We start from the raw sequence: 24592 nt of genomic DNA, 5'->3' as shown, positions 1-24592 counted from the left end.
GACGGTCTCCTGACGGCGGGTCAGAGCAGGTAGGGGTGGAGTTCGAGGACGGGGGAGTGGAAGGAGCGGCCGTCCCCGACGGCCAACGGGGCGCGCGGGAAAGGCAGTTCGAGCAGGATCAGGGCGGTGCCGACCCGGATCGTGACCACGGGGTCGTCGGCGTCCCCGCCGAGCGCGACGACCGTTCCGGTGACGACCACCCCGCCGTCCTCGGCCACCAGCGAGGCCCGGCCCGGTGCGGCCGGACCCAGGTCGCGGACTTCGCCGGGCAGGTCGAACTCGACGTCGTGGCAGCCCGTCCGGGCCGGTTCCCGGCCCATCCAGCGGCCGACCGCCCGGCCCGCCGGACAGCTGAAGGAGACGGTGCCGGCCACCGGGTCGAGGACGGCGGTGAGGTCGATCCTCATGCCGGTACCGCCCGGAGCACACCACCGCCGACGGACCGGGAGTTCGCCCGCGCAGTCACCGGTCGAGCTCCCGGAGTGCGGCAAGGTACTCCTGCTCGCTCGGCTCCAGGGTGTTCCGGTCGAGCCGTTCGACGGGCTCGAAGGACTCGGCGCCGAAGAAGCCGGTGTCGGCGAGTTCGCCCAGGGCGTGGAGTTCGCTCTCCCGGCAGGACGGGTCGGGTTCGGTGGCGGCCGCGGTGGCGAGGCCCATCGCCAGCAGGCGGGCCTGGAAGGGGGAGAAGGCGGAGAGCCAGTCCGTGACGGTGCCGCAGGCGTCCTCCCGGAGTCGGGGGTCCGGTGCGGTGAGCCCGTGCAGGAGGTCGAGGAGTTCGCGGTCGGTGACCGGCATCGTCGGGCGTCCCTTTCGTGGAGCGGGGTGCATCGCGGGCGGGGCTTCGCCCGTCCAGTTGTACTCGACCCCGGGCTGCGCCCCGCCGCCGGAGCCGTGTCCGGCGGCCCACGACGGGTCCGGGCGCACGGAACGGGGCGGCCGCCCGGTTGTGGGTGGCCGCCCCGTTCGATGGGGGTCAGGACGGGCGGGTGCCCACCGCGTCGCGGACCTCCGCGCCCAGGACGCTGTTGGCCCGGGCGCAGTGGGCACCGCAGAAGAAGCGGCCCGCCACCTCCACGCCGTGGCCGACGATCCGCACCGTGCACTGCTCGCAGCGCGGCGCCAGCTTCTCCATCGCGCACTCGAAACTGTCGAAGGTGTAGGTGTCGCCGGTGATCGTCTTGATCTCGAAGGATAGCCAGTAGTCGTTCTGGCACACCACGCAGACCGCCATCTCGGGGGCTCCTCTCGCCGTACGGGTCCACCGCCGAGTCTTCGCCCGCACCCGGCGGGCGGCAATCGGCGGCGGTCCGAACGGGACGGGGCGCACCGGAAAGGCGCAGCGGTCCGAACGGGCCGGGGCGTACCGGAAAGGCGCAGCGGTCAGCCCGTGACGGGGATGCCGCCGTCCGCCTTCACCTGTTTCATCGTCAGGTGCGAGTGCACCTGCGCGATGCCGGGCAGGCCGGAGAGCACGTCGGTGACGAAGCGCTCGTACGCGGTCAGGTCCGCGACGGCGACCCGCAGCAGGTAGTCGGGGTCGCCGAACAGGCGGTGCGCCTCCACCACCTCCGGCAGTTCGGCCACCCGGCGTTCGAACTCGGCGACGGTGTCCCGGTCCTCGTGCCGCATCACCACCGTCACGAACGGCTGGAACGCCCGCCCGACCGCCACCGGGTCGATCAGGGCCCGGTAGCCGCGGATCACGCCCTGCTGCTCCAGGTGCCGGACCCGGCGCAGGCACGGGGACGGCGTCAGGCCGACCCGGTCGGCGAGTTCGGTGTTGGTCAGCCGGCCGTCCTGCTGGAGTTCGTGGAGGATTCTGCGATCGAGGCGGTCCATAGCGCAACATTCTGCCAAACGGGCGGGCTGACCAGCCGAAACGGGTCATCGGCTGCCAGCGTCGGGCCGGTAGCGTCCAGGCGTCGCCCCACTCCCGCTCCCGCCGCCCGAAGGTGTCATGGACCCGCACGCCCTGCTGCTCTTCCTCGGAGTCGACCTCCTGCTGGTCTGCACCCCCGGCCCCGACTGGCTGTACATCGCCGCCCGCGGCCTCGGCCAGGGCCGCCGCGCCGCACTCACCGCCGTCGCCGGGGTCTGCGCCGGGTACACCGTGCACACCCTGCTCTCCGCGGCCGGGCTCGCCGCCGCGCTGCGGGCGCTGCCCGCGCTCCTCCCCGCCCTGCGCCTGGCCGGCGCGGGCTACCTGGCCTTCCTCGCCGTCACCCTGCTGCTCGCGCTGCGCCGGGGCGGCGGTACGGACGCCGCGCTCGCCGCGGCCCGGCCGCAACCCGCCCGGACGGTGCTGCGCCAGTCGCTGCTCACCGCGCTGCTCAACCCCAAGGGCCTGCTGCTCTACCTCTCCCTCGTCCCGCAGTTCGTCAGTCCGGACGCGACCCTCCCGGTCGGCGGCCAGGTCGCCGCCCTCGGCGCGGTCAACGTCCTGTGCTGCGCCGCCGTCTACTCCGCGGTCGCCCTCACCACCGCCCGCCTGGCCGGCCGCCTGAACGGCACCCCCACCGCGGCCCGCCGCCTCTCCGCCGTCTCGGCGGTCCTCCTCCTCGCCGTCGCGGGCGTCACGGCCACGACCTGAGAACCCCTGCGGGGAGCGGGAGGGGGACGGTCGCCTGCCGTCCTCCGCTGTCGCGGGCGTCACGGCCACGGCCTGAGAACCCCTGCGGGGAGCTGGGGGGAGGAGACGGCCGCCCTGCCGTCTCTCCTGCGTCGTGGGTGTCGCGGTCGCGGCCTGAGAGCCCCTGCGGGGGCAGGGGGGAGGGGGCGGCCGCCTGCCGTCCTCCGCCACCGCCGGCCGGCCCGGCAACCAGCCGTGAGCCTCTGCGGGGCTAGGGGGAAGCCGGGGCCGGGCGCGTGTCGCTGCGGGGGTGTTCCCCGGCCGGTGGGTGGCCTGCCGCAGTTGGGCCTGCCGGTTCTGCTGCGCGGGGTCTTCTGTCCGGAGGGCCGGGGCCGTCGCCGGGAGCGTCCGACGGCCCGTCAGCGGGCGGCGGTGTCGTGGGCGGCGAGGGCGGCGCGGAGGGTGAGGAGGTCGGGGCCGCGGACGGTGTCGAGGGTGGTGAGGTCGGCGGCGCGGCGGAGGCGGTAGTCGACGGTGTTGGGGTGGACCTGGAGGTGGGCGGCGGTGCGGCGGCGGTCGAGGCCGCAGGCGAGGAAGGCGCGGAGGGTGTCGAGGAGTTCGGGGCGGCCGGCGAGCGGGGCCAGCAGGGCGGCGAGCGCGTCGCGGGCCGGTCCGGGCCGGCTGAGCTGGTACTCCAGCAGGACGTCGTCGAGCAGGTGCGCCCCGGGTCCGCGCCCGGTGGCCTCGGCGACCCGGCGGACCTCGGCGGCCAGCCGGACCGCGGCGGCGACCTCCGCGGGGGCGGCGCTCGCGGCCCCGGCCACCAGTTCCGCGCCGCAGGCCCGGGCCAGCCGGTCGATCAGCGCGGTCAGCGCCGCGCGGTCGGGCCCGGCCCCCGGGGAGTCGTCGGGCAGCAGCACCGGCCCGCCGTCGGCGGCCAGCGCGGCGAGCGGCACGCCCTCGGTGCGCCGCTCCAACTCGGCGCGCAGCCGCCGGAGTTTGCGCCGGGCGGCGACGGAGCGGTTGACGCCGGGCCGGTCCTCGTCGGGGTGCGGGCCGATGGCGAGCGAGAGCACCAGGTAGCGGGCGGGCAGCCGGATGCCGGCCCGGTCGGCGGCGGCGCGCGGGTCGCCGCCCTCCAGCAGCCGGGAGAGCAGGGCCTGCCGGGAGACCTGCTCCTCGCCGAGCGCGGCCTGCCGCTCCCGGACGTACCCGGCGGCGACGGCGCAGCTGACCACGCCGAGGTAGCCGAGCAGCCGGTCCTGGGCGGTGGCGACGTCCGGGAGGTCGGCGGGTTCGGCCTCGGCGAGCATCCGGGCGGCGCAGAGCTGGGCGCCGAGGTGGTAGGCGCCGACCACGGACTCCAGCGGGACGCCCTCGTCGGCGCGCCGGGCGGAGGACTCGCGGATCCGGTCGAGCTCGTCCTCGCCGGGGAGCCGGCCGGTGCGCATCACCTCGACGAACGCCCGGATGCCGCGCTCGACCTGACGGACGATCTCGCCGCGCAGCTGTTCGGGCGGCAGCGCGTGGTAGGCCGGGAGCCGGTCCAGCAGCCGGGCCATCACCTCGGTGGCCAGCTCGGGGGCGAGGGCGAGCAGCCGCAGGTGGACGGGGTTGCCGCCGAAGCGCGGTGCGGCGGCGGCCGGTGCGGCGTTGGGTGTGGTCACAATCCACCTCGCGAATGTCTGTGCGGCGGCCCGGCGACGCGGCTGTTCGTCGCGTCCATGATGGTCACCGGAGGTTACCTACCCGTAGGTAACTCTTGCGATCCCCCACCGTTGTCCAGGTCGCAGATCCCCCACCCGCCAGTCAGAAACGGGAGAGCCGCCATGCCCCGAGCCGCCGCCCGGCTGATCGCCACCGCCCTCGCCGCCGTCGCGGTCGCCACCGCCGCCCCGGCCGTGACCGCCGCCGCGGCCACCTCCGCCACCGCCGGGACCGACCCGTTCTACGCGTACGACGGCGCCGCCCCGCTGTCCTCGTACGCGCCCGGCACCGTGCTGAAGACCCGCACCCTCTCGTACCACCTGCTCGGACTGCCCACCCCGGTCCAGGCCGTCCAGCTGCTGTTCCGCACCACCGACGCGCAGGGCCGCCCCTCGGCCGGCGTCACCACCGTGGTGCGCGGGCTGGGCAGCGACGGCTCCAAGGCCGTGTCGTACCAGTCCTTCTACGACTCGCTGAACCCGGCCGACGGCCCGTCCCGCGCGGTCGCCGGGGACGTCTCGCTGGGCGGCGCGATCGCCAACGCCGAGGCGCTGTTCGTGGTCCCGTTCGTGGCCCAGGGCTACGACGTGCTGATCCCCGACACCGAGGGCCAGCGCGCCGACTTCGCCGCCGGGCCCGAGTACGGCACCACCACCCTGGACTCGATCCGGGCCGCCTCCGCCTCCCCGGCCACCGGCATGAGCGCCGAGACCCGGGTCGGCATGCTCGGCTACTCCGGCGGCGCCATCGCCACCAACTGGGCCGCCGCGCTCGCCCCGTCCTACGCCCCCGACGTCAACCGCCGCCTGGTCGGCTTCGCCGAGGGCGGCCTGCTGGTCGACCCCGCGCACAACCTCAAGTACGTGGCGGGCGGCCTGGTCTGGCCCGGCGTCATCCCGATGGCGATCATCGGCGTGGCCCGCGCCTACGACCTCGACCTGACGCCCTACCTGAGCGACTACGGCAAGCAGGTGTACGCGAAGATGCAGGACGCGTCCATCGTCAACGCGCTCGGCCAGTACCCCGGCCTGAGCTGGCAGAAGCTCGCCAAGCCGCAGTACGCGGACCCGAACTCGGCGCCCGCCTTCCTGGAGGCCGTCAACAAGGTCAACCTCGGCTCCGCGCCCACCCCCACCGTGCCCGGCTACATCGCCCAGGGCAACGGCGGCGTGCTGGAGGGCACCTTCAGCAACCTGCCCGGCATCGGCACCGGCGACGGCGTGATGGTGGCCGGCGACGTCCGCAGCCTGGCCCGGCAGTACTGCGCCACCGGCAACAGCAAGGTCAAGTACCAGCAGTACGACCTGCTCAGCCACCTCGGCGCGGCCGTCCCGTGGGCGCCCACCGCCGTGCTCTACCTGAACGACCGCTTCGCCGGGAAGTCCGCGCCCAGCGACTGCGGCTGGATCCCGGCCGGCAACTCCCTCGCCCCGGAGCGCCCCGCGCTGGCCGGCTGAGGCCCCGTCACGCCCATGCCGCGGGGCCCGCCCGGAAAGGTTCCGGACGGGCCCCGCGGTGTGTCGACGTACGGTCAGAGCTCGCGCGGGTACAGCTTCGCGCCGCCCCGGATGCGCAGCGCCGCGACCACCTCGGTCACGCCGATCACGATCAGCCCGCAGGCCGCCAGCACCGCCAGCGCGGTGATCGAGTGGGCCGGCCACACCATCAGCACGATGCCCGCCAGCACGCTCAGGCCGCCGACGAAGCCCTGCCAGCCGCGGGCCGGCATCAGCGGGTCGGAGGCCACCGCCGCCAGCTGCGTGATGCCGCGGAACAGCCAGCCGATGCCGATCCACAGCGCCAGCAGCAGCACCGACTGCGCCGCCGACCGGAAGCACAGCAGCCCCAGCAGCACGCAGAGCGCGCCGCTGATGAACGCCAGCACCCGCAGCGCCGTCGCCGCGTGCGTGCCGAACGCGGCGAACAGCTGCACCACGCCGATCACCAGCAGGTACAGGCCGAACAGCACGCCGACCACCCACAGCGTCTGCTTCGGCCAGACCAGCACGACGATCCCCAGCGCGAGCGAGACCAGGCCGCCGGCCAGCACCGCCTGCCAGGCCAGGCGGGCCAGTTGCTGGAACGGACCTGGCAGGTCGTCACGGGAATCGATCCGGTACGGGGCGCTCATGGTTCCTCCGGGAGGCCGCGGCGGGACGGGCAGGACACCCCCAGCCTCCGCGCCCGTCCACTCCCGGGCACCACGGAGTCCGCCGGACGGACGAACCGCCCCCGCCCCGCGCACCCGGTTCCGCTACCGTCCGTTCACCCGTTCGCCCGGCCCCGCCGTCTACTATCTGACGCTATGACGGATCAGGGGCGGGGGAGCCCACCGGCCGTTCGGGAGCACACCGACCCGGACGGCGACGGCGGCACCGGGGAGCAGTCGGCGGAGACCGGTGCGGCGACCGGTACGGCGGCCGGTACGGAGATCAGCGGGCACTACATCGTCTGCGGCGGCAACTCGCTCGCCCACCGGCTGATCCTCGAACTCACCGAGCAGTACGAAGTCCCCGTGGTCGTGGTCGTCCCCGACAGCTCCCGCGAGCACGGCCCGGCGATCCGTCAGATCCCGGGCGTCGCCGCCGTCCTGGAGCACTCCACCGTCACCGGCGAGGCCCTCGGCGCCGCCGGTGTCGAACGCGCCCGCGGCGTCGCCCTGATGGACGGCACCGACCAGGAGAACATCCACGCCGCGCTGGCCGCCGAGAACCGCAACCCCGGCATCCGGATCGTGCTGCGGATCTACAACCAGCGCCTCGGCGAGCACCTGGAGAAGCTGCTCCCCAACTGCGCCGCGCTCTCCGGCTCCGCCACCGCCGCCCCCGCCTTCACCAACGGGGCGCTGGCCCGCCCGCACACCGTCGAGGTCGGCGGCCGCCACCTCTACGTCGCCTACGACGAGGACATCCGCAGCAACCAGATCTGCCTGGTCGCCGACCGGATCGACCGCCAGGACCTCACCCGGCTGCGCCTGCTGCCGGAGACCGGCGGCCGGGCCGCCGACTTCATCCGGATCGCCGAGCGCTTCGGCAGCGGCGAGGGCCCGATCGTCCTCGGCCGCCCCGCCGACCCCGCCCCCGCCGACCGCGGCGGCCTCGCCGCCCTCCAGCCCCTGGAGACCCCGCCGCCGCTGCGCCCGCCGCTCGCCAAGCGCCTCAAGTGGTGGCTGCTCGACGGCCTCAAGTACTTCACCAACACCCGGCTCCGGATGATCCTGATCACCGCCTTCGCGGCGATCGCGGTCGGCGCCGCCGTACTGGCCCGGCACAGCACCCACCCCGGCGGCTTCGGCTGGACGCTGTACTTCACCCTGCTCGACGCGGCCGGCGCCGTGCAGCCCGACATCCCCGGGCAGCAGGTGCTCGGCGACTCCTGGGCCCGGGCCGCCCAGGTGCTGATCACCTTCTGCGGCATCACCTTCGTCCCCGTCGCCACCGCCATCGTGGTCGAGGCGCTGGCCAGCGGGCGCCGCGGTGCGCCCCGCCCGCCCGGGGCCCGCACCCGCGACCACGTCATCGTGGTCGGCCTCGGCAACGTCGGCACCCGGGTCGCCACCCTGATCCACGGCAGCGGGCTGCCCGTGGTCTGCCTGGAACGCGACCCGAGTGCCCGCGGCATCGCCGCCGCCCGCGCCCTCGGCATCCCCGTCCTGATCGGCGACGGCCCGCTGGAGGCCCAGCTCAAGCAGGCCCGGGTCAAGCACGCCCGGGCCGTGGTCGCCGTCACCTCCGACGACGCCGCCAACCTCGAAGCCGCCCTGGAGGCCCGCGCCGTCCGGCCCGAAGTCCGGATCGTGGTAAGGCTGTTCGACGACGACTTCGCCCACCACGTGTACGCCACCCTCGGCAACGTGGCCTCCCGCTCGGTCTCCTACCTGGCCGCGCCCGCCTTCGCCGCCGCCCTGATGGGCCGTGAAGTCCTCGGCACCCTCTCGGTGTTCCGCCACGTCCTGCTGATCGCCGAACTCACCGTCGAGGAGGGCACCGCCCTCGCCGACCAGAACATCGGCGACCTCGAACGCGAGGGCGGCGTCCGGGTCCTCGCCGTCCGCCTCCAACGGCGCGCCGAGGTCTACCAGTGGAACTTCGCCGACCGCTCCCGCCGCCTCCTCCCCGGCGACCGCATCGTCATCGCCGCCACCCGGGCCGGCCTGGCCCGCGTCATTCAGTAGACGAACGGTAGGATCGCCTCTCCCGCAAGGGAATTGACGAGCTGTCAGCCATGGCCGCGGCGGGGCTGCCGACCGGACGGAGAACCGATGATCAGCGCTGTTCTGAACGGCAGCCCCGGGCTGGTGCCGACCTTCCTGGCCCTCGCCCTGCTGCTCGGCCCGGCCGCCCTGCTGCTCGCCCGGCGCCGCGAACTCCCGCGCTGGTCCCTGCTGTTGCTCACGCTCGCGCTGGCCGGTGAGCTCACCGCGACGCTCTTCCCCAGCGGTCAGGGCGGCGGCGGGCCGCACGCGATCTGCGCGCTCGGCACCGACCTCGACTTCACCCTCGCCCGCGAGGAGGGCCGGCTGAACGTGCTGATGTACGTCCCGCTCGGCCTGTTCGCCGTCCTCGCCCTCGGCCGCCCCGTCCTGGTCACCGCCGCCCTGCTCGGCCTGACCGCCGCCACCGAGACCGCCCAGGCCCTGCTCCCCGGCATCGGCCGGGCCTGCGACGCCAGTGACCTGCAGGCCAACAGCCTCGGCGCGCTGCTCGGCGTCGCCCTCGGCTGCCTGGGCCGGCTGCTGCTGCGCCGTCGACTCCGGCCCCGCCGGAGGGAGTTGATCGCCGCGCCGGTGCTGCTGGCGGCCCTCGCCGTCCCGGTCGTGCCGCTCCAGCTGTTCGTCATCGACCCGGCCCCGGTCTCGGGGACCGCCGACGCCACCGCCGAGCAGCGGGAACTCGCGGCCAAGGACGCCGAGTTGCTGTTCGGGCCGGGCACGAGGGTGCTCAGGACCCAGTACTCCCAGGACGGTTACGGCCACAACCGGCTGGCCGTCACCCTGGAGCGCTCCTCCTTCGAGCTCGACTGGCCCACCGGCCGCCTGGTCGGCCTCAACAGCCCGCTGCCCGGCCCCGCCGCCCCCGGCAGCCTCCAGCAGGCCCGCACCGCCGCCGACCGCTTCGCCGACCGGTGGCTCCCCGGCGCCCCCGCACCCGTCCTGGCCGAGGGCGTCGGCCAGGACGGCAGCCACCGCTTCAGCTGGACCGTCGGCGGCGCGGTGAGCATTGCCGACATCACCGCCGACGGCCGGGTCGTCCAGTTCCAGCAGTACCGGTCCCAGCAGTACCAGCCCCGTTGACGGCCGGTCCGGGAGGGCGGGGCTAGCGGTTGGTGAACTCGGCCGGGCGCTTGGCGGCGAAGGCGGCCATGCCCTCCTTCTGGTCGGCGGTGGCGAAGGCGGCGTGGAAGAGTCGGCGTTCGAAGCGGACGCCCTCGGCGAGGGTGGTCTCGAAGGCGCGGTTGACGGATTCCTTCATCATGACGGCGGCCGGGAGGGACATCGCGGCGACGGTCTCGGCGACGGCCAGGGCCTCGGTGAGGAGGTCGTCGGCGGGGACGATGCGGGAGACCAGGCCGGCCCGTTCGGCCTCCTCGGCGGGCATCATCCGGCCGGTGAGGCAGAGGTCCATGGCCTTCGCCTTGCCGACGGCGCGGGTCAGGCGCTGGGAGCCGCCGATGCCGGGGATCACGCCGAGCTTGATCTCGGGCTGGCCGAACTTCGCGGTGTCGGCGGCGATCAGGATGTCGCACAGCATCGCCAACTCGCAGCCGCCGCCCAGCGCGTAGCCCGCGACCGCGGCGACCACCGGCTTGCGCAGTCGGCCCAGCTCGTCCCAGGGGCCGAGCCAGTCGTCCAGGTAGACGTCCGGGAAGCGGTTGTCCTGCATCTCCTTGATGTCGGCGCCGGCCGCGAAGGCCTTCGCGGAGCCGGTGATCACCAGCGCGCCGATCTCCGGGTCGCGGTCGAACGACTTCGCCGCCGCCACCACCTCGTTCATCAGCCGGGTGTTGAGCGCGTTCAGCGCCTCCGGCCGGTTGAGGGTGATGATGCCGACCCGGCCCTTGCGGTCCACCAGGATCGTCTCGTACTCGGTCATCGCCGCTTCTTCCTCTCCACGCTGAGGGAACACTGCCGGTGGATACGATCTCCGAACCGGGGCCCGGCCGCCAGTCTCGACAGGCGAGACGATGGTCACCCCGAGATCGCCCCGGGGTCGTCCCGAGGCCACCCCGGGGTCACCCCGCCCGGGTTCCCACCAGCCCCAAGTCGCCGCCGGGCGGGACGGCGAAGAAGCGTGCGACGTCGGTGGGGGAGACCTCGGCCAGGGTGGCGGGGCGCCAGTGCGGGTTCCGGTCCTTGTCGACCACCTGGGCGCGGATGCCCTCGACCAGGTCGGGGTGGTCCAGCGCGGCGCAGGAGATCCGGTACTCCTGGTCCAGGGTCGCGGCCAGCGAGGGCAGTTCGCGGGCCCGGCGCAGCGCCGCCAGCGTCACCTTGAGCATGGTCGGGGACTTGCCGAGCAGCTGCTCGGCGGCCTCCTTGGCGGCGGGCAGGCCGGTGGCCGCCAGCCGCTCCAGGATCTCCTCGACGCTGTCGGCGCCGTAGCAGTGGTCGATCCAGTCGCGCTGGGCGGCGAGTTCGGACTCCGGTGCGGGGGCGGCGAAGGGCTCGACGCCCCCGCCGGCGGCCAGCGCCGCGACCAGGTCGGGCAGCGCTGCGGAGGGCACGTAGTGGTCGGCGAAGCCGCAGTACAGGGCGTCGCCGGCGGTCATGGTGGCGGCGGTGAGCGCCAGGTGGGTGCCCAGCTCGCCGGGGGCGCGGGCCAGCAGGCGGCTGCCGCCGACGTCGGGGACCAGGCCGATCCGGGTCTCCGGCATGGCGACGGCGGAGCGCTCGGTGACCACCCGGACGGCGGCGTGCGCGGACAGGCCGACGCCGCCGCCCATGGTGATGCCGTCCATCAGCGCGACGTACGGCTTCGGGTAGCGCGAGATCAGCTCGTTCAGCGGGTACTCGACCCGGAAGAACGCCCGGCCGCCCGCGCCGCCGAGCTTGGCGTCGTCGTGCAGCGCCCGGATGTCGGCGCCCGCGCACAGGCCGCGCTCGCCCGCGCCGGTGAGCAGCACGTTGCCGACCGCGTCGTCCTCGGCCCAGGCGTCCAGGGCGGCCCGGACGGTCTCCAGCATCGCGTGGGTCAGCGAGTTGAGGGCGCGCGGCCGGTTCAGCGTGATCCGGCCGGTGCGGCCGGTCCGTTCGACCAGTACGTCCTGCTGCGGGTCATGGGGCACGGTGCTCACCGCTTCCGTCCGGAAAGTACGAAGATCCTCCCCGCACCGTACCGAGCCCGCCGGGAAGGGCGGCGGGCCCGGTGGGGTGCGGGGACGGCCGGCCCCGGTCAGCAGGGGCGCAGCGGCATGGTGACCAGGACCGGGCCGGTGGGGGCGAGCGGGCGCGGGGCGAAGCCGCACAGCTCGACGGGGTGGGGGGAGATCGGCAGCGCCTGGGCCTGCGGCACGGGCATCAGCAGGTTGGCGGCGGCGAGCGCGGCTCCGCAGACCAGGGTGCGCAGCTTCATCATCGGGGTCCTCCGGGGAGAGAGTTGTCCGCAGTGGTGTCGCGGCCCTCCCTTCGCCGCCCGGCGTGGGCGGCCGGGCTAGGGGAGGAACCGCTGGGTGTGCGTCAACTTCTAGCGGCGGAGGGGTTTGCGGCCCCGGAATCTCACCCGTACGGCGGCGTGCTGCGGACGCGCGATTGACGCGCCCGCAGCACGGGGTCCGATCAGCTCGCCATCGGGTCGGACGATCGGCGGATCAGCCGGTGATCCGACCGATGACCTCGCCGAAGCCGACCCGCAGGCCCCCCGGCCCGGGGGCGGTGGCGGTGATGGCCACCTCGTCGCCGTCCTCCAGGAAGGTGCGCGAGGTGCCGTCGGGGAGGGTGAGCGGCTGCTCGCCGTTCCAGGTCAGCTCGATCAGCGCGCCGCGGGTGTCCGGCTCGGGGCCGGAGACCGTGCCGGAGGCGTACAGGTCGCCGGTGCGCAGGCTGGCGCCGTTGGCGGTGAGGTGGGCGAGCTGCTGGGCGGCGGTCCAGTACATGGTGGCGAACGGCGGGCGGGAGACGGTGTGCCCGTTCAGCGCGACCTCGATCGCCAGGTCCAGGCCCCAGGGCTCGGCCTTGCGGTCGTCCAGGTAGGGCAGCGGCTCCACGTCGCGGGCCGGCGGCTCGACCCGGGCGTGCCGCAGCGCGTCCAGCGGGACCACCCAGGGGGAGAGCGAGGTGGCGAAGGACTTGCCGAGGAACGGGCCGAGCGGCACGTACTCCCAGGCCTGGAGGTCGCGCGCCGACCAGTCGTTGAGCAGGCAGACGCCGAAGACGTGCTCGGCGAAGTCGGCCAGCGCGACCGGCGTGCCCATGGTGCTCGGCGTGCCGACCACGAACGCGACCTCGGCCTCGATGTCCAGGCGGCGGGACGGGCCGAAGCTCGGCGCGGCGTCCGCCGGGGCCTTGCGCTGGCCGTGCGGGCGGGTCACCGGGGTGCCGGAGACCACGACGGTGCCGGAGCGGCCGTGGTAGCCGATCGGCAGGTGCTTCCAGTTCGGGGTGAGCGGCTCCTGCCCCGGGCGGAAGATCTTCCCGAGGTTGGTGGCGTGGTGCTCGGAGGCGTAGAAGTCGACGTAGTCGGCGACCTCGAACGGCAGGTGCAGCTCCACCTCCGCCAGGTCGAGCAGGCAGGGCTCGACGGCGGCCCGGTGCGCCTGGTCGGTCAGCCAGGAGGTGAGCGCCGCGCGCACCGCCGTCCAGCTCGAACGGCCGGACGCCATCAGCGGGTTGAGGTTCTCCGCGGTCAGCAGGTCGGACGGCTCGCCGACCGCCCGGGCGGCCGCCCCGGCGTCCAGCACCAGGTCGCCGATCCGGACGCCGATCCGCCGCCGGCCGGGCCGGTCGGCGGCGGTGAACACGCCGTACGGCAGGTTGTGCACGCCGAACGGCGAATCGTCGGGCAGGGACAGCCAGGTGGTGCTCACGGGGTCTCCAGGAGGCCGAGTCGGGCGAGGTCTTCCAGCGGCTCGGCGATGCTACAGGTGCCGAAGGAGGTGAAGGCGCGGCGGATCGCGGCGACCTGAGCGGCCGTCAGCGACTCGACGGCGGTGGCCAGTCGGGCCCCGTCCCGCTCGGCGAGCAGTTCGACGGCCTGCGAGCGGTCGGAACTCCCTGCCGCCAGCAGCAGGTTGAGGAATCCGTGGTGCTCGTAGCCGGTGCCCAGGTCGGTGTGTCGGACGGCGTTGTGCAGGCCCGCCGTGCACTTGTACGGCAGCTCGCGCTCGGCACAGCCCAGCAGGAAGGCGGCCAGCTCGGTGACGGACGGGAACGCCGCGTAACTCAGGCCGCCGGTACGGTACTTGGCTCGGTAGCGGGTGCCGGCCAGAGCGTCCAGGCCGTCCTCCAGCCGCTCCGAGCGCGGCAGTTCGACGGCCGCCCCGACGCCCTCCGGCAGCAGCGCGTCCAGCTCCGCCACCGCCGCCTTCACGTCCTCGCCCGCCGCGTACTCGACGGTGGCGACCCGCAGGCCGTCCGCCGCCTTCAGCGCTTCGGCCAGCCGGCCCGGACCGACCACCAGGCCGATCGCGAACTCCGGCTCCAACACGCGCAGTTCGGCCAGGGCGTCGACCGGAGCCAGCAGCGGGCCGACCGAGGCGGCGTACCAGGCGGCGCGGTGCGCCCGGTGCGCCGGAACGGCCTCGGCCAGCGGCAGGTCGCCGGGCGGGAACACCGCGGCGTCGTCGAACAGGCCGCGGTACAGCTCGGGAACGGTCATCGCCTCGCCCAGGTCCACGCGTAGTTCGGGTCCTCGCTCGCGGTCGCGGCCTCGCCGAGCTCCAGCGGGCGGAAGGTGTCCACCATCACCGCCAGCTCGTCGAAGAACTCCACGCCGATCGAGCGCTCGTACGCCCCCGGCTGCGGGCCGTGGGTGTGGCCGCCCGGGTGCAGCGAGATCGACCCCTGGCCGATCCCGGAGCCCTTGCGGGCCTCGTAGTTGCCGCCGCAGTAGAACATCACCTCGTCGCTGTCCACGTTCGCGTGGTAGTACGGCACGGGGATCGACAGCGGGTGGTAGTCCACCTTGCGCGGCACGAAGTTGCAGATCACGAAGTTGTTGCCCTCGAACACCTGGTGGGCCGGCGGCGGCTGGTGCACCCGCCCGGTGATCGGCTCGTAGTCCGCGATGTTGAACGCGTACGGGTACAGGCAGCCGTCCCAACCCACCACGTCGAACGGGTGGTGGGGCACCGTGTAGCGCGTCCCGACCACGCCGCCCGGGCCGCGGTGCTTGACCAGCACGTCCACCTCGCCGCCGTCGACCAGCAGCGGACCCTCCGGCCCGCGCAAGTCCCGTTCGCAGAACGGCGCGTGCTCCAGGAGCTGGCCGAACTTCGACAGGTAGCGGCGGGCCGGGGTGATGTGGCTGTTCGCCTCGATGCAGTACGCGCGCAGCGGCGCGTCCCCGGTCGGCACCCAGCGGTGGGTGGTGGCCCGGGGGATCAGCACGTAGTCGCCCGGCCCGACCGTCAGCGTCCCGAACACCGTCTCCAGCACGGCGGTTCCGGACTCCACGTACACGCACTCGTCGCCCAGCCCGTTGCGGTACAGCTCGCTGGGCGCGCCCGCCGCGACGTAGGAGATCCGGACGTCCGCGTTGCCGAGCACCAGCCGGCGGCCGGTGACGGCGTCCGCGGACTTCCACTCCTCGCCCGGGAACAGCTCGTGCAGCTTCAGGTGGCGCGGGAGCAGCGGGAGGTTGGCGGTGGTGGACTGGTCCGGCAGCTCCCACACCGAGGCGGCCGTCACCGCCGACGGGATGTGCCGGTGGTACAGCAGCGAGGAGTCCGAGGAGAAGCCCTCCTCACCCATCAACTCCTCGTAGTACAGGCCCCCTTCGGGGGTGCGGTGCTGCGTGTGCCGCTTGGGCGGCACCGAGCCCAGCTGCCGGTAGTACGCCATCGTCCCGCTTCTCCCTGTCGTCCGTGACCCCGTCGTCCGTGACTACCCGTCAGAGGTTGCCGCGCCGGTCCTGCTCGCGCTCGATCGCCTCGAACAGGGCCTTGAAGTTGCCCTTGCCGAAGCCCAGCGAACCGTGCCGCTCGATGAACTCGTAGAACACGGTCGGCCGGTCGCCGATCGGCTTGGTGAAGATCTGCAGCAGGTAGCCGTCCTCGTCACGGTCCACCAGGATGCCCCGCGACTTCAACTCCTCGATCGGCACCCGGACGTGGCCGATCCGCTCGCGCAGCTCCGGGTCGTCGTAGTAGGAGTCCGGGGTGTTCAGGAACTCCACGCCGCGCGAGCGCAGCACGTCGACGGTGGTGAGGATGTCGTTGGTGGCCAGCGCCATGTGCTGGCAGCCCGGACCGGTGTAGAACTCCAGGTACTCGTCGATCTGCGACTTCTTCTTGGCGATGGCCGGCTCGTTCAGCGGGAACTTCACCCGGTGGTTGCCGCTCGCCACCACCTTCGACATCAGCGCCGAGTAGTCGGTGGCGATGTCGTCGCCGACGAACTCCGCCATGTTCACGAAGCCCATGACGCGGTTGTAGAACGACACCCACTCGTCCATCTTGCCCAGCTCGACGTTGCCCACCGCGTGGTCCAGCGCCTGGAACAGCCGCTTCGGCGCGCCCTCCGGGCGGACCACCGTCGACTCGCGGGCCACGTAGCCCGGCAGGTACGGGCCGGTGTAGCGGGAGCGGTCGACCAGGGTGTGCCGGGTCTCGCCGTACGCGGCGATCGCGGCCCGGCGCACGGTGCCGTGCTCGTCCGAGACGTCGTTCGGCTCCTCCAGGATGGTGGCGCCCTGGGCGCGGGCGTGCGCGATGCACTTGTCCACGTCCGGGACCTCCATCGCCAGGTCGACCACGCCGTCGCCGTGCCGGCGGTGGTGGTCCAGCAGCGGGCTGTCCGGCGACACGCCGCCCTTGATCACGAAGCGGCAGGAGCCCGAGCGCAGCACGAACGCCTTGCGGTCGCGGCGGCCGGTCTCCGGGCCCGAGTACGCGACCAGCTCCATGCCGAACACGGCCTGGTAGAACTGCGCCGTCTGGGTCGCGTTGCCCACCACGAACACCACGGCGTCCTGGGCGGTCACCGGGAACGGGTCGGTCGAGGCGTCGTACTCGACCAGGCCCACCAGGGTGCGCAGCTGCTCGGCCGTCAGTCCGGCCTCCAGCTCCTCGGGGGTCAGTTCAACGGCGGCGTCGGCGGTCATGGGGCATTCCTCCACGTCGAGGTCGGTTGCGCAGAGCTTGCTCCTGCTCGGTGAGGTGGGCAACAGGTCCGATTCCGGCTGCTCAATGTGTACAAGATGAGCAGCCGGACGGCGGTGCGACTGGGCGGATTGTCCAGTGGTTCACCCGCTCGCCGCCCCTTCGGACGATCTTCGCCCCGGCGGGCCGTCGGTGGGGCTGCGGGGAGTGGCGTGGGTGGTGAGGTGGCGGACGAACCAGTGCGCGGCCAGTTCCGCGACCGCCGCCAGCGCACCCGGCTCCTCGAACAGGTGGCCCGCGCCCGGGACCACCTGGAGCGCGGACGGGCAGCGCAGCGCGGCCCGGGCCCGCCGGTTCAGCTCCAGCACCTCCTCGTCCGCCCCGCCGACCACCAGCAGCACCGGCGCCCGCACCAGCGGCAGCCGGACCTCCGCCAGGTCGGGCCGCCCGCCCCGCGACACCACCGCCCCCGGCCGCACCCCCGGCTCGGCCGCCGCCCACAGCGCCGCCGCCGCGCCCGTGCTCGCGCCGAAGTACCCGAACGGCAGCCCGCGCAGCGCCCGGTGGCCGGTCGCGGCTCGGGTCGCCGCCACCAGCCGCCCGCCCAGCAGCCCCGGGTCGAAGAGCTTCCACCCCTCCTCCGCCTCGCGCTCCGTCAACAGGTCGAACCGGACGGTGGCCAGCCCGCGGGCGTGCAGCTCCCCGGCCACCCGCCGGGTGCGCGGACTGTCCCGGCCGGAGCCGCTGCCGTGCGCGAACAGCACGACGCCGAGCGGGCGTTCGGGCACCGTGACGGCCGCCGGACCGGTGTCCAGCGGCAGTTCGAATGCGGAGGGGTTGGCAGCGGCGGGGAGGGATCGGTCGGACTCGGACTCGGGGCGGGCGGACCCGGCGAGGGCGGCCAGCACCTCGGCGTCGGTGACCTGCCGGAAGTCGCGGTAGTACGCGCCGACCGCCCGGAAGCCGGTCGGGACGCACACCGCGACGTATGCGTCCGCGGCCCGGCCCAGCTCCGCCGTCCAGTCGGGCGCGGCGACCGGCACCGCCAGCACCACCCGGGCCGCGCCCCGGTCCCGGACCGTCCGGCAGGCCGCCAGCGCCGTCGCCCCCGTCGCCACCCCGTCGTCCACCACCACCGCCGTCCGCCCCGTCAGCGCCGGCGGGGTCCGCTCCCCGCGGTACGCCGCCGCGACCCGGGCCAGCTCGGTCCGGGCCCGGGCCTCGGCCGCCGCGAACGCGGCCGGCCCCACGCCCGCCGCGTCCACCACCCGCTGCCCCACCACCCGGGCGCCGTCCTCGCCCACCGCCCCCATCGCCACCTCCGGCTGCCCCGGCACCCCGATCTTCCGCACCGCGCACACGTCCAGGGGCGCGTGCAGGGCCGCCGCCACCTCCGCGCCGACCGGCACACCGCCGCGCGGCAGCGCGACCACGACGACGGCGGGGTCGGGGGCGGCGGGCCCGGGGGCGGTGGCGAGGGTGGGTTCGGCCGCGGTGAGGGCGGCCGCGAGGCGGCGGCCCGCGTCCTGCCGGTCGGCGAACTGCTCGGCGCATTCCATGGCGGAAACCTCTCCGCCTTCCACGGTACGCGCGCCCGCCACGTCCGTAGATAAGTAACAAATAAGGACAAACCGGTGGGTAGCGTTACAAACAGCCCAGGGCGGGTAGCGACCTCATGGGTTCACAAGTCCAGAGCTGTACGAGGAGTACGAGGAGGTGGTCCCGGTGTCGACCCAACTGCCGTCGGGTATGGAACACCATCCGGACATCCTGGCCCTGCGCGAGCACGCGGAGCGCGTCACGTCGACGACCGCGGGGCAGGGTACGGAGGCGATGGCGATCTGCGCCGGCCTGTTCCTGGCGATCTCGCCCTGGGTGGTCGGCTACACCGTCTTCGGGGCCCTGACCGTCAGCAACCTGGTCCTCGGCCTCGCCTACGCGGTGCTGATGGCCGGCTACGGCTCGGCGTTCGGGCGCACCCACGCCCGGGCCTGGGCCTGCGTGGCGATCGGCGCGTGGACGGTCATCGCGCCGTGGGCCGTCAACGGCGGCGCGCACATCCGGCGGACGATCCTGACCAACGTGATCACCGGCGGCGTCATGACCTGCCTGGCGCTGGCCGCGGTCGGCATGGTCATCGCGGGAATGACCGGCGGATCGGCCCGCCGCCGCTGACGCACCGCCCCGGTCCGTCCGTCCCGTCCGTTCCGAAGCGTTCTGCCCGTCCCGATCCCGCGACCGGGGCGGGCAGGACCGCGTTCGGGCCCACTCGGTGAAGGCCGGCCCTGCCGCGCACGGGGCGAGGGGCGGGGAGGTGAACGGACTGCGACAGGTCCGTCACGGTGGGGCCCGGTGGGGCGTGGGTTCGTTCCCGGACGGGGAAACGGGGGGCGACGGGTGCGACGGGGGAGGGGTGGATGGCCGACCGGGAGCGGGAGTTGGCGGAGCTGCGGGCGCGGGTGGCGGTGGCCCGGGCGAGGGGTGCGGCGGGGCTGCCGGAGCTGGTGGAGGCGCTGCACCGATGGGCCGGGGCGCTGCTCGGCGACCCGGTGCGGGCCGTCGAGGAGGAGGCCGCGCTGGCCGAATGCGTGGACGCCGCAAGGACGTTGGCGCGCGAACGCCCCGAGTACCGGCCGGGCCTGGCTGCCGCGCTGTACCGGCAGTCGCTCTCCACCGGGGTGCGCGGCGAACGGGCCCGGGCGCTGCCGGTGGCCCGCGAATCCGTCGACCTGTACCGGAAGTTGGCGGACGAGGACGGCCCGCTGTTCGGACCACCGCTGGCCGCCGCGCTGGAGAACCTGGCGAACCAGCTGGCCGGGACGGGCGCCCGGGCGGCGGCGGTGGCGGCCGTCCGGGAGGCGGTGGCCCTGCGGCGCGCGGCCACCCACTGGCAGCCCGGCACCGAGTCGGCCGCCGAACTCGCCTCCGCGCTGGCCGACCTGGGCATCGCGCTGGGCGAGGACGGGCAGCACGCGGAGGCCGTCGACGCCGCCCGCGAGGCGGTCGCCGGGTACCGCGCCCTGGGCGGGGGAAGCGACCCGCACCTGGTCGCGTACTGGGCCGCCCTGCTCAGCCTGGCCCAGGAGTTGGCGCACACCGGACAGCACCGGGAACGGGACGGGCTGCTCCCCGAGATCGCGGCCACCCGCCGCCACGCCGCTCACCGGCACCCCGAGCTCACCGCCCACCTGGACGCCACCCTGCACCGGGCCGGCTACCGCATCGGCCCGGACGGCCTGATCGTGCCCGCCGTGCCCGCCGACCGCCCGGGACCGCCCCCGGCGGACGGGGCCCCGATGGACGGGGCCCCGGTGGACGGGGTGGTGGAGGAGGCGTTGCGGAGGATCGCCGAGGGGGCGGCGCGGGGGCACGCGTCGGCACGGCGGGGGGCGTACGGGGCGGCGGTGGGGGAGTTCCGGGCGGCGGTGGAGCTTGCGCGGGGGCTGCCGGGCGGTGGGGCGCGGGAGCGGGCCGCGCTGGCGGCGGTGCTGCACGACCTGGGGCTCGTGCTCGGGTGGGCGGAGCGGCCCGGGGAGGCGATCGGCGTGCTGGAGGAGTCGGCGGCGATCCGCCGGGCGCTGGTGGCGGCGGACGGCGGTCGGACGGCGCCGCTGCTCGCCGAGTGCCTGGACACCCTCGGTACCCGGCTGGCCGCGCTCGGGCGGCACCGGGAGGCGCTGGCCGCGACCCGGGAGGCGGTGGAGCTCCAGCGGGCCGCCGCGGACCGCTCCGGGGCGCCGGAGCAGCTGCGCGACCTGGCCCGGACGACGAACAACCTGAGCATCCGGTGGGCCGACGCGGGTCGGCACCGCAAGGCCCTGGAGGCGTCCCGGCTGGCCGTGGCGAGCTACCGGGCCGCGCCCTCGGAGGCGGAGGAGCACCTGGTCGGCCTGGTGCACGCGCTGACCAACCTCGCGCTGCGCGAGGCCCGGCTGCGCCGCACCGCGCCCGTCCCCGCCCTCGTCCGGGAGGCGGTGGAGCTGCTCGACCGCCCGGTCCGGTTCCCGCCCGGCGGCCAGCGGCGGCAGCTCGCGCAGTCGTTCACCTGGCTGGCCTGGTACCTGCGCCGGCACGGGGAGCCGGAGGCCGCCGCGCTGGCGGAGCGCGCCGCGGGCGGCTCGGCCCGCTGACAACCCGTCCGGTGGTCGGGCCATCGGTCTGTCGGTCCGTCGGTCGATGGGTTGGTCGGTTCATCGGATCGTCGGATTGACGGCCCGTTGGGATCGGAACGCGTCAGCTCATGGCAAAGTTCACGTCAAAACGCGGCCGGGGCGCAGAACCGTTCGTGGACTCCCGTCGCACGCGCCCCATCTCTCACCGGCGTACGCCCCGGACCAGGAGTGTTCATGGTTTTCGGTGCTGAAACATCGGTCCGGGCGGGCGCCTCGGCGTGGACGCCCCCGGGCGGCCGGCGCGACCGGGGCGGAAGTGGTTCGCGGACGACATGATCCCAGGTGGCGGCCGGTGGACGGCCGGACGGCCGGGAACCGAACGGCATATGCCGGGAGGTTGGCCAGGACGGCACTCACCACATCGTGGGAGGCCGGGAAAAAGTGGTGCCCGGCGCCGAGCCGGACCACCGTCCGGAACGGCGTGGTCCGGGGCACCGTCCCGGACCGACCGACGAGCCCTCAGGAGGGGATATGCGCACCGAGATCATCGTGCAGTCCGACACCGCCGACCTCGACCTGGACCTCCGCATCGCGGAGGTCACCGAGCAGACCCAGGAGTTCGGCCAGGGCACCTACACCTCGCCGAGCAGCTACGCCATCGGCACCCGCTGCCCGGTCTGCTGCTGACGATCCGTCGGTGAACCACCGGTGAACCACGCGCGGGGCGGGCTGCGGCCCGCCCCGCGTTCCCGTTCCGGTTCCCGGCACCTCCGTTCTCCGGCCCGTCCTCCGCCCTGTTCCCCGTCCCGGGTTCCGCCCCGTTCGACACCCCGAGAGGCCCCACGACCGTGCGCGCAGAGCTGGACCTGTTCGAGACCGGGGAACCCGTGCTGGTGCGGATGGCCAGCACCCCGCGCACCGGCCCCGACGCCCGGATCGACCCGGCCGACCCCGTCCCCGGTGCCCGCCGCCTCGCCGCCGACCCGCTGCTGCGGCAGGCCGTCGAGGTCGCCTCCGGCAGCCTCGCGCTCTCCCTGCGGCGGCTCGCCGAACCCGACGGCGCGGCCGCGCTCGGCCGCAAACGGACCGTCAGCGCCGCCCGCACCCTGACCCGTTACGCCCGCCGCTCCGGCGGCCGCCCCACCCCGTTCGGCCTGTTCGCCGGCGTCGGCCGGGCCCGGTTCGGGGCCGCCGCCAAGGCCGCGCCCGCCGGTCCCGGCGAGGTCCGGGTCCGGCTCGACGGCGGCTGGCTGCACCGCCGGGTGCTGGAGTGGCTCGCCGTCCCCGAGGTCCGCCGCCGGGTCGACGTCGTCCTCGACGACCTGTGCCTGCTGCGCGACGGCCGCCTGCTGCGGCACACCGGCGAACGCGAGGTCTCGGTCCGCGACAACGCCCTGGTCGCCCGGGTCCGCGAGGCCGCCGCCCGCCCCGTCGGCTACGCCGCCCTGCTCGACGACCTCGCCGCCCGCTTCCCGCAGGTCGCCGCCGAACGGATCGACGCGCTGCTCGCCGGACTCGTCCAGCACGGCTTCCTGCTCACCTCGCTCACCCCGCACCGGATCGACGACGCCCTGCTCGACCGGATCGGCACCGCCGTCGACGGCGCCGTCCCCGGCGCGGCCGAGGGCCTGCGCGCCGTCCGGGAAGCCGCCGTCGCCCACGAACGCGACCGCCCCGGCGAGGGGTTGGCGTCCTGGCGGCACCTGCTGGAGCAGGTCCGCGCCCTCGCCCCCGGGGAGCCGGTCGGCGACCGGCCGCCCGTCCAGGTCGACCTGCGGATGCCCGCCGACCTCGTGCTGCCCGAGTCCGTCGCCGCCGAGGTCCGCCGCTACGCCGCCGCGATCTGGGCGATCACCCCCGAGTGGACCACCCTGGAGCACCTGCGCGACTACCGCGAGCGCTTCGTCGAACGCTACGGCACCGCCAGCGCCGTCCCGCTCGGCGAACTGGTCGACCCGCAGCGCGGCCTCGGCCTGCCCCCCGAGTACGGCGCCGCGCCCGCGCACGCCCGCACCGGACCCGGCACCGACGCCGACCGGCCGCGCCGCAACGCCGTCGCCGAACTCGTCCAGCAGGCCGTGCTGTCCGGGCAGGACCTCGTCCTCGACGACACCGACATCGCCCGGCTCGCCGACGCCGCCGGACACACCCCCGGCAACAGCCGCCCGCCCCGTACCCTGGAACTCTGCTTCCAACTCCTCGCCGACTCCACCGCCGCCCTCGACCGCGGCGAGTACCTGCTGCTCGGCAGCCCGCACATCGGCTCCTGGACGGCCGGTGCCACCGCCGGACGCTTCGCCGAACTCGCCGGAATCACCGATGAGTTGGCCGCGCTCGCGGCCGGTCCGGCCGGGTCGGACGCGCTGCCCGTCCAGGTCGAGCTCGCCCCGCGCGACCCGCGCTCGCTCAACATCGTCCAGGTGCCGCCGCTGCTCCCCGACCGGCTCCCGATCGGCGTCCCCGCCGACCGCGGCGACCCGCACTGCCATGACTGGCGCACCCTGCTGGTCGCCGCCGGCGAGGACGGCCTGCGCCTGCTCCACCCCCTGACGGGCCGTCAGATCGCCCCCGTCTTCCCGCACATGCTGGCCCTCGACGCCCAGGCCCCGCCCGTCGCCCGCTTCCTCTCCGACCTGGCCGCCGCCCGCCCCCGGATCTGGTCCGGCTGGGACTGGGCCGGCCTCGACACCCTGCCCTACCTGCCCGCCGTCCGCTACGGCCGGGTCCTCACCACCCCGCGCCGCTGGCTCCCCGGCCGCCGCCTGCGCGACGCCGCGCGCACCGCCGGGCCCGCCGTCTGGGCCGAGGCACTGCAGGAGTGGCGCGCCCGCTACCGGGTGCCCGACCGGCTCCAGATCGCCAGCAACGACCGGATGTTCCCGATCGACCTCCGCGAGAGCTGGGACACCGACCTGCTGCGCGCCGAACTCACCGCCCCCGAACCGAGGTTCCAGCTCTTCCAGGACCTCACGGCGGACGGCGCCGGGCTCGGCTGGAACCACGGGCACAGCACCGAGATCGTCGTCCCGCTGTTCCGGGCCGGGGCCGCAGCTCCGGTTGCAGGGGCGCGGCGGCCGCTCGCCAGGTCCGCCGTCCGGGTCGCGCCGAGCGCCGTCCACCTCCCCGGCGAGGACTGGCTGTACGCCAAGCTGTACGCCGAGACCGGCAGCCACGAGGCGCTGCTCGCCGAACACCTGCCCGCGCTGCTCGCCGAACTCGAACCCGACCTCGACCGCTGGCACTTCGTCCGCTACCGCGACCCCGACCCGCATCTGCGGCTGCGCCTGCACGGCGACCCCGACACCCTCAACGGCCAGGTCCTGCCCGCGCTCACCCGGCAACTGCGCCGGCTGATCGGCAGCGGCGCGCTGCGCACCGTCGCCCTCGACACCTACCGCCCCGAGACCGACCGCTACCTCGGGCCCGAGGCCCTGGCCGACGCCGAACGGCTGTTCCGCACCGACAGTCGCGCCGCGCTGCTGATCGCCCGGGCCCGGCGGGGCGGTGCCGCGAGCGTCCCCGACGAGGTGCTGGCGGCCGTCGGCCACGCCGTCCTGCTGGACTCCCTCGGCGACTGGGACTGGTGCGCCTGGGTCGACCACCTCTTCGACAAGAGCGCCGACCACCGCGCCCACCAGCGCCACCGGGCCCTCACCGACCGCCTGATCCGCCCCGGCGACGCGGCCCGCCACGCCGCCGAACACCTCAACATCCCGGCCCTGGCCCCCCTCTGGACCGAAGACCCCGCCCCCCGCGACTTCGGCCGCCGCCTCCTCGCCGCCCCCGAGGCCGACCGCGACGAAGCCCTGATGTCCCTCCTCCACATGCACCACAACCGCCACTTCGGCATCGACCCTGCCGCGGAGGCGCGTGGCTGTGCGGTGTTGCGGGGTGCGGCGCGGGCGGTGTTGGGGCGCAGGGCCCATGCGGGCGGCGGGAGATGAGGGGG

At 74.9% G+C, this 24592-nt stretch carries 22 protein-coding genes; 8 read left to right on the top strand and 14 right to left on the bottom strand.

Annotated features, from left to right (window positions below; all coding sequences use genetic code 11):
- Positions 1-20: 20 nt before the first annotated feature.
- The 4 genes from ACIOHG_RS01955 to ACIOHG_RS01940 all read right to left on the bottom strand — a co-directional run bounded on the left by ACIOHG_RS01955 (position 21) and on the right by ACIOHG_RS01940 (position 1839).
- On the bottom strand, positions 21-407 hold the full coding sequence (locus tag ACIOHG_RS01955) for a hypothetical protein (protein WP_400944221.1): 387 nt from the start codon (positions 405-407) through the stop codon (positions 21-23).
- Between the two features lie 55 nt (positions 408-462).
- The gene (locus ACIOHG_RS01950; protein WP_400944219.1) at positions 463-795 is read right to left on the bottom strand and encodes a hypothetical protein; all 333 of its coding nucleotides are present in this window, start codon (positions 793-795) and stop codon (positions 463-465) included.
- A gap of 178 nt (positions 796-973) precedes the next feature.
- Positions 974-1231 (bottom strand): Prokaryotic metallothionein, encoded by a 258-nt coding sequence (locus ACIOHG_RS01945; RefSeq protein WP_400944217.1) that lies wholly within the window; start codon positions 1229-1231, stop codon positions 974-976.
- 149 nt (positions 1232-1380) lie between these two features.
- Positions 1381-1839, bottom strand: a complete 459-nt coding sequence (locus ACIOHG_RS01940) for an Lrp/AsnC family transcriptional regulator (RefSeq protein ID WP_400944215.1) — start codon at positions 1837-1839, stop codon at positions 1381-1383.
- A 118-nt stretch (positions 1840-1957) separates the two neighbouring features.
- Here ACIOHG_RS01940 and ACIOHG_RS01935 point away from each other — a divergent pair, with 118 nt between their 5' ends.
- Entirely contained in the window at positions 1958-2590 is a 633-nt protein-coding gene (locus tag ACIOHG_RS01935) for a LysE family translocator (protein ID WP_400944213.1), read from the top strand.
- 398 nt (positions 2591-2988) lie between these two features.
- On the opposite strand, the gene ACIOHG_RS01930 is transcribed toward ACIOHG_RS01935, so the two are convergent.
- Complete coding sequence (locus tag ACIOHG_RS01930) at positions 2989-4236, bottom strand: PucR family transcriptional regulator (RefSeq protein WP_400944211.1); 1248 nt, start codon at positions 4234-4236, stop codon at positions 2989-2991.
- Positions 4237-4398: 162 nt separating this feature from the next.
- Here ACIOHG_RS01930 and ACIOHG_RS01925 point away from each other — a divergent pair, with 162 nt between their 5' ends.
- Positions 4399-5733, top strand: coding sequence for a lipase family protein (locus ACIOHG_RS01925; protein ID WP_400944209.1), 1335 nt, complete (start codon positions 4399-4401; stop codon positions 5731-5733).
- Positions 5734-5807: 74 nt separating this feature from the next.
- On the opposite strand, the gene ACIOHG_RS01920 is transcribed toward ACIOHG_RS01925, so the two are convergent.
- Positions 5808-6407: an HdeD family acid-resistance protein gene (locus ACIOHG_RS01920; RefSeq protein WP_400944207.1), complete on the bottom strand. Its 600-nt coding sequence runs from the start codon at positions 6405-6407 to the stop codon at positions 5808-5810.
- Positions 6408-6581: 174 nt separating this feature from the next.
- Between ACIOHG_RS01920 and ACIOHG_RS01915 the strand changes: the two genes are divergently transcribed.
- Complete coding sequence (locus ACIOHG_RS01915; RefSeq protein ID WP_400944205.1) at positions 6582-8450, top strand: NAD-binding protein; 1869 nt, start codon at positions 6582-6584, stop codon at positions 8448-8450.
- 87 nt (positions 8451-8537) lie between these two features.
- The gene (locus tag ACIOHG_RS01910) at positions 8538-9569 is read left to right on the top strand and encodes a VanZ family protein (protein ID WP_400944203.1); all 1032 of its coding nucleotides are present in this window, start codon (positions 8538-8540) and stop codon (positions 9567-9569) included.
- Positions 9570-9591: 22 nt separating this feature from the next.
- Here the strand turns inward: ACIOHG_RS01910 and ACIOHG_RS01905 are convergent, their stop codons facing one another.
- The 8 genes from ACIOHG_RS01905 to ACIOHG_RS01870 form a co-directional block, all read right to left on the bottom strand.
- Complete coding sequence (locus tag ACIOHG_RS01905; protein WP_400944201.1) at positions 9592-10368, bottom strand: enoyl-CoA hydratase; 777 nt, start codon at positions 10366-10368, stop codon at positions 9592-9594.
- Between the two features lie 139 nt (positions 10369-10507).
- Positions 10508-11569, bottom strand: a complete 1062-nt coding sequence (locus ACIOHG_RS01900) for an enoyl-CoA hydratase/isomerase family protein (protein WP_400944199.1) — start codon at positions 11567-11569, stop codon at positions 10508-10510.
- A gap of 98 nt (positions 11570-11667) precedes the next feature.
- Positions 11668-11847 carry a hypothetical protein gene (locus ACIOHG_RS01895; RefSeq protein WP_400944197.1) on the bottom strand — a complete coding sequence of 60 codons (180 nt, stop codon included), beginning with the start codon at positions 11845-11847 and terminating at the stop codon, positions 11668-11670.
- A gap of 235 nt (positions 11848-12082) precedes the next feature.
- Positions 12083-13297, bottom strand: coding sequence for a fumarylacetoacetase (fahA, locus tag ACIOHG_RS01890; protein ID WP_400944195.1), 1215 nt, complete (start codon positions 13295-13297; stop codon positions 12083-12085).
- Entirely contained in the window at positions 13294-14106 is an 813-nt protein-coding gene (locus ACIOHG_RS01885) for a hypothetical protein (protein WP_400944193.1), read from the bottom strand. Before ACIOHG_RS01885 ends, fahA begins: the two co-directional genes overlap by 4 nt.
- Positions 14085-15272, bottom strand: coding sequence for a homogentisate 1,2-dioxygenase (locus tag ACIOHG_RS01880; protein ID WP_400944191.1), 1188 nt, complete (start codon positions 15270-15272; stop codon positions 14085-14087). The genes ACIOHG_RS01885 and ACIOHG_RS01880 overlap by 22 nt, the downstream gene beginning before the upstream one ends.
- Before the next feature lie 49 nt (positions 15273-15321).
- Positions 15322-16533, bottom strand: coding sequence for a 4-hydroxyphenylpyruvate dioxygenase (gene hppD, locus ACIOHG_RS01875; RefSeq protein WP_400704488.1), 1212 nt, complete (start codon positions 16531-16533; stop codon positions 15322-15324).
- A 141-nt stretch (positions 16534-16674) separates the two neighbouring features.
- The gene (locus ACIOHG_RS01870) at positions 16675-18090 is read right to left on the bottom strand and encodes a phosphoribosyltransferase family protein (protein WP_400944189.1); all 1416 of its coding nucleotides are present in this window, start codon (positions 18088-18090) and stop codon (positions 16675-16677) included.
- A gap of 166 nt (positions 18091-18256) precedes the next feature.
- Here ACIOHG_RS01870 and ACIOHG_RS01865 point away from each other — a divergent pair, with 166 nt between their 5' ends.
- From ACIOHG_RS01865 to ACIOHG_RS01850, 4 genes are all read left to right on the top strand, one after another.
- On the top strand, positions 18257-18706 hold the full coding sequence (locus ACIOHG_RS01865) for an SPW repeat protein (RefSeq protein ID WP_400944187.1): 450 nt from the start codon (positions 18257-18259) through the stop codon (positions 18704-18706).
- A 242-nt stretch (positions 18707-18948) separates the two neighbouring features.
- Positions 18949-20661, top strand: a complete 1713-nt coding sequence (locus ACIOHG_RS01860) for a tetratricopeptide repeat protein (RefSeq protein WP_400944185.1) — start codon at positions 18949-18951, stop codon at positions 20659-20661.
- Positions 20662-21174: 513 nt separating this feature from the next.
- Positions 21175-21330: an SCO0268 family class II lanthipeptide gene (gene lanA / locus ACIOHG_RS01855; RefSeq protein ID WP_400704503.1), complete on the top strand. Its 156-nt coding sequence runs from the start codon at positions 21175-21177 to the stop codon at positions 21328-21330.
- Positions 21331-21542: 212 nt separating this feature from the next.
- Positions 21543-24587, top strand: a complete 3045-nt coding sequence (locus tag ACIOHG_RS01850) for a lantibiotic dehydratase (RefSeq protein WP_400944831.1) — start codon at positions 21543-21545, stop codon at positions 24585-24587.
- Positions 24588-24592: the final 5 nt, after the last annotated feature.

Origin of the sequence: Kitasatospora sp. NPDC088134 (assembly GCF_044741705.1) — a bacterium.
Classification (GTDB): domain Bacteria; phylum Actinomycetota; class Actinomycetes; order Streptomycetales; family Streptomycetaceae; genus Kitasatospora.
This window is presented reverse-complemented; position numbering and strand designations above follow the sequence as displayed.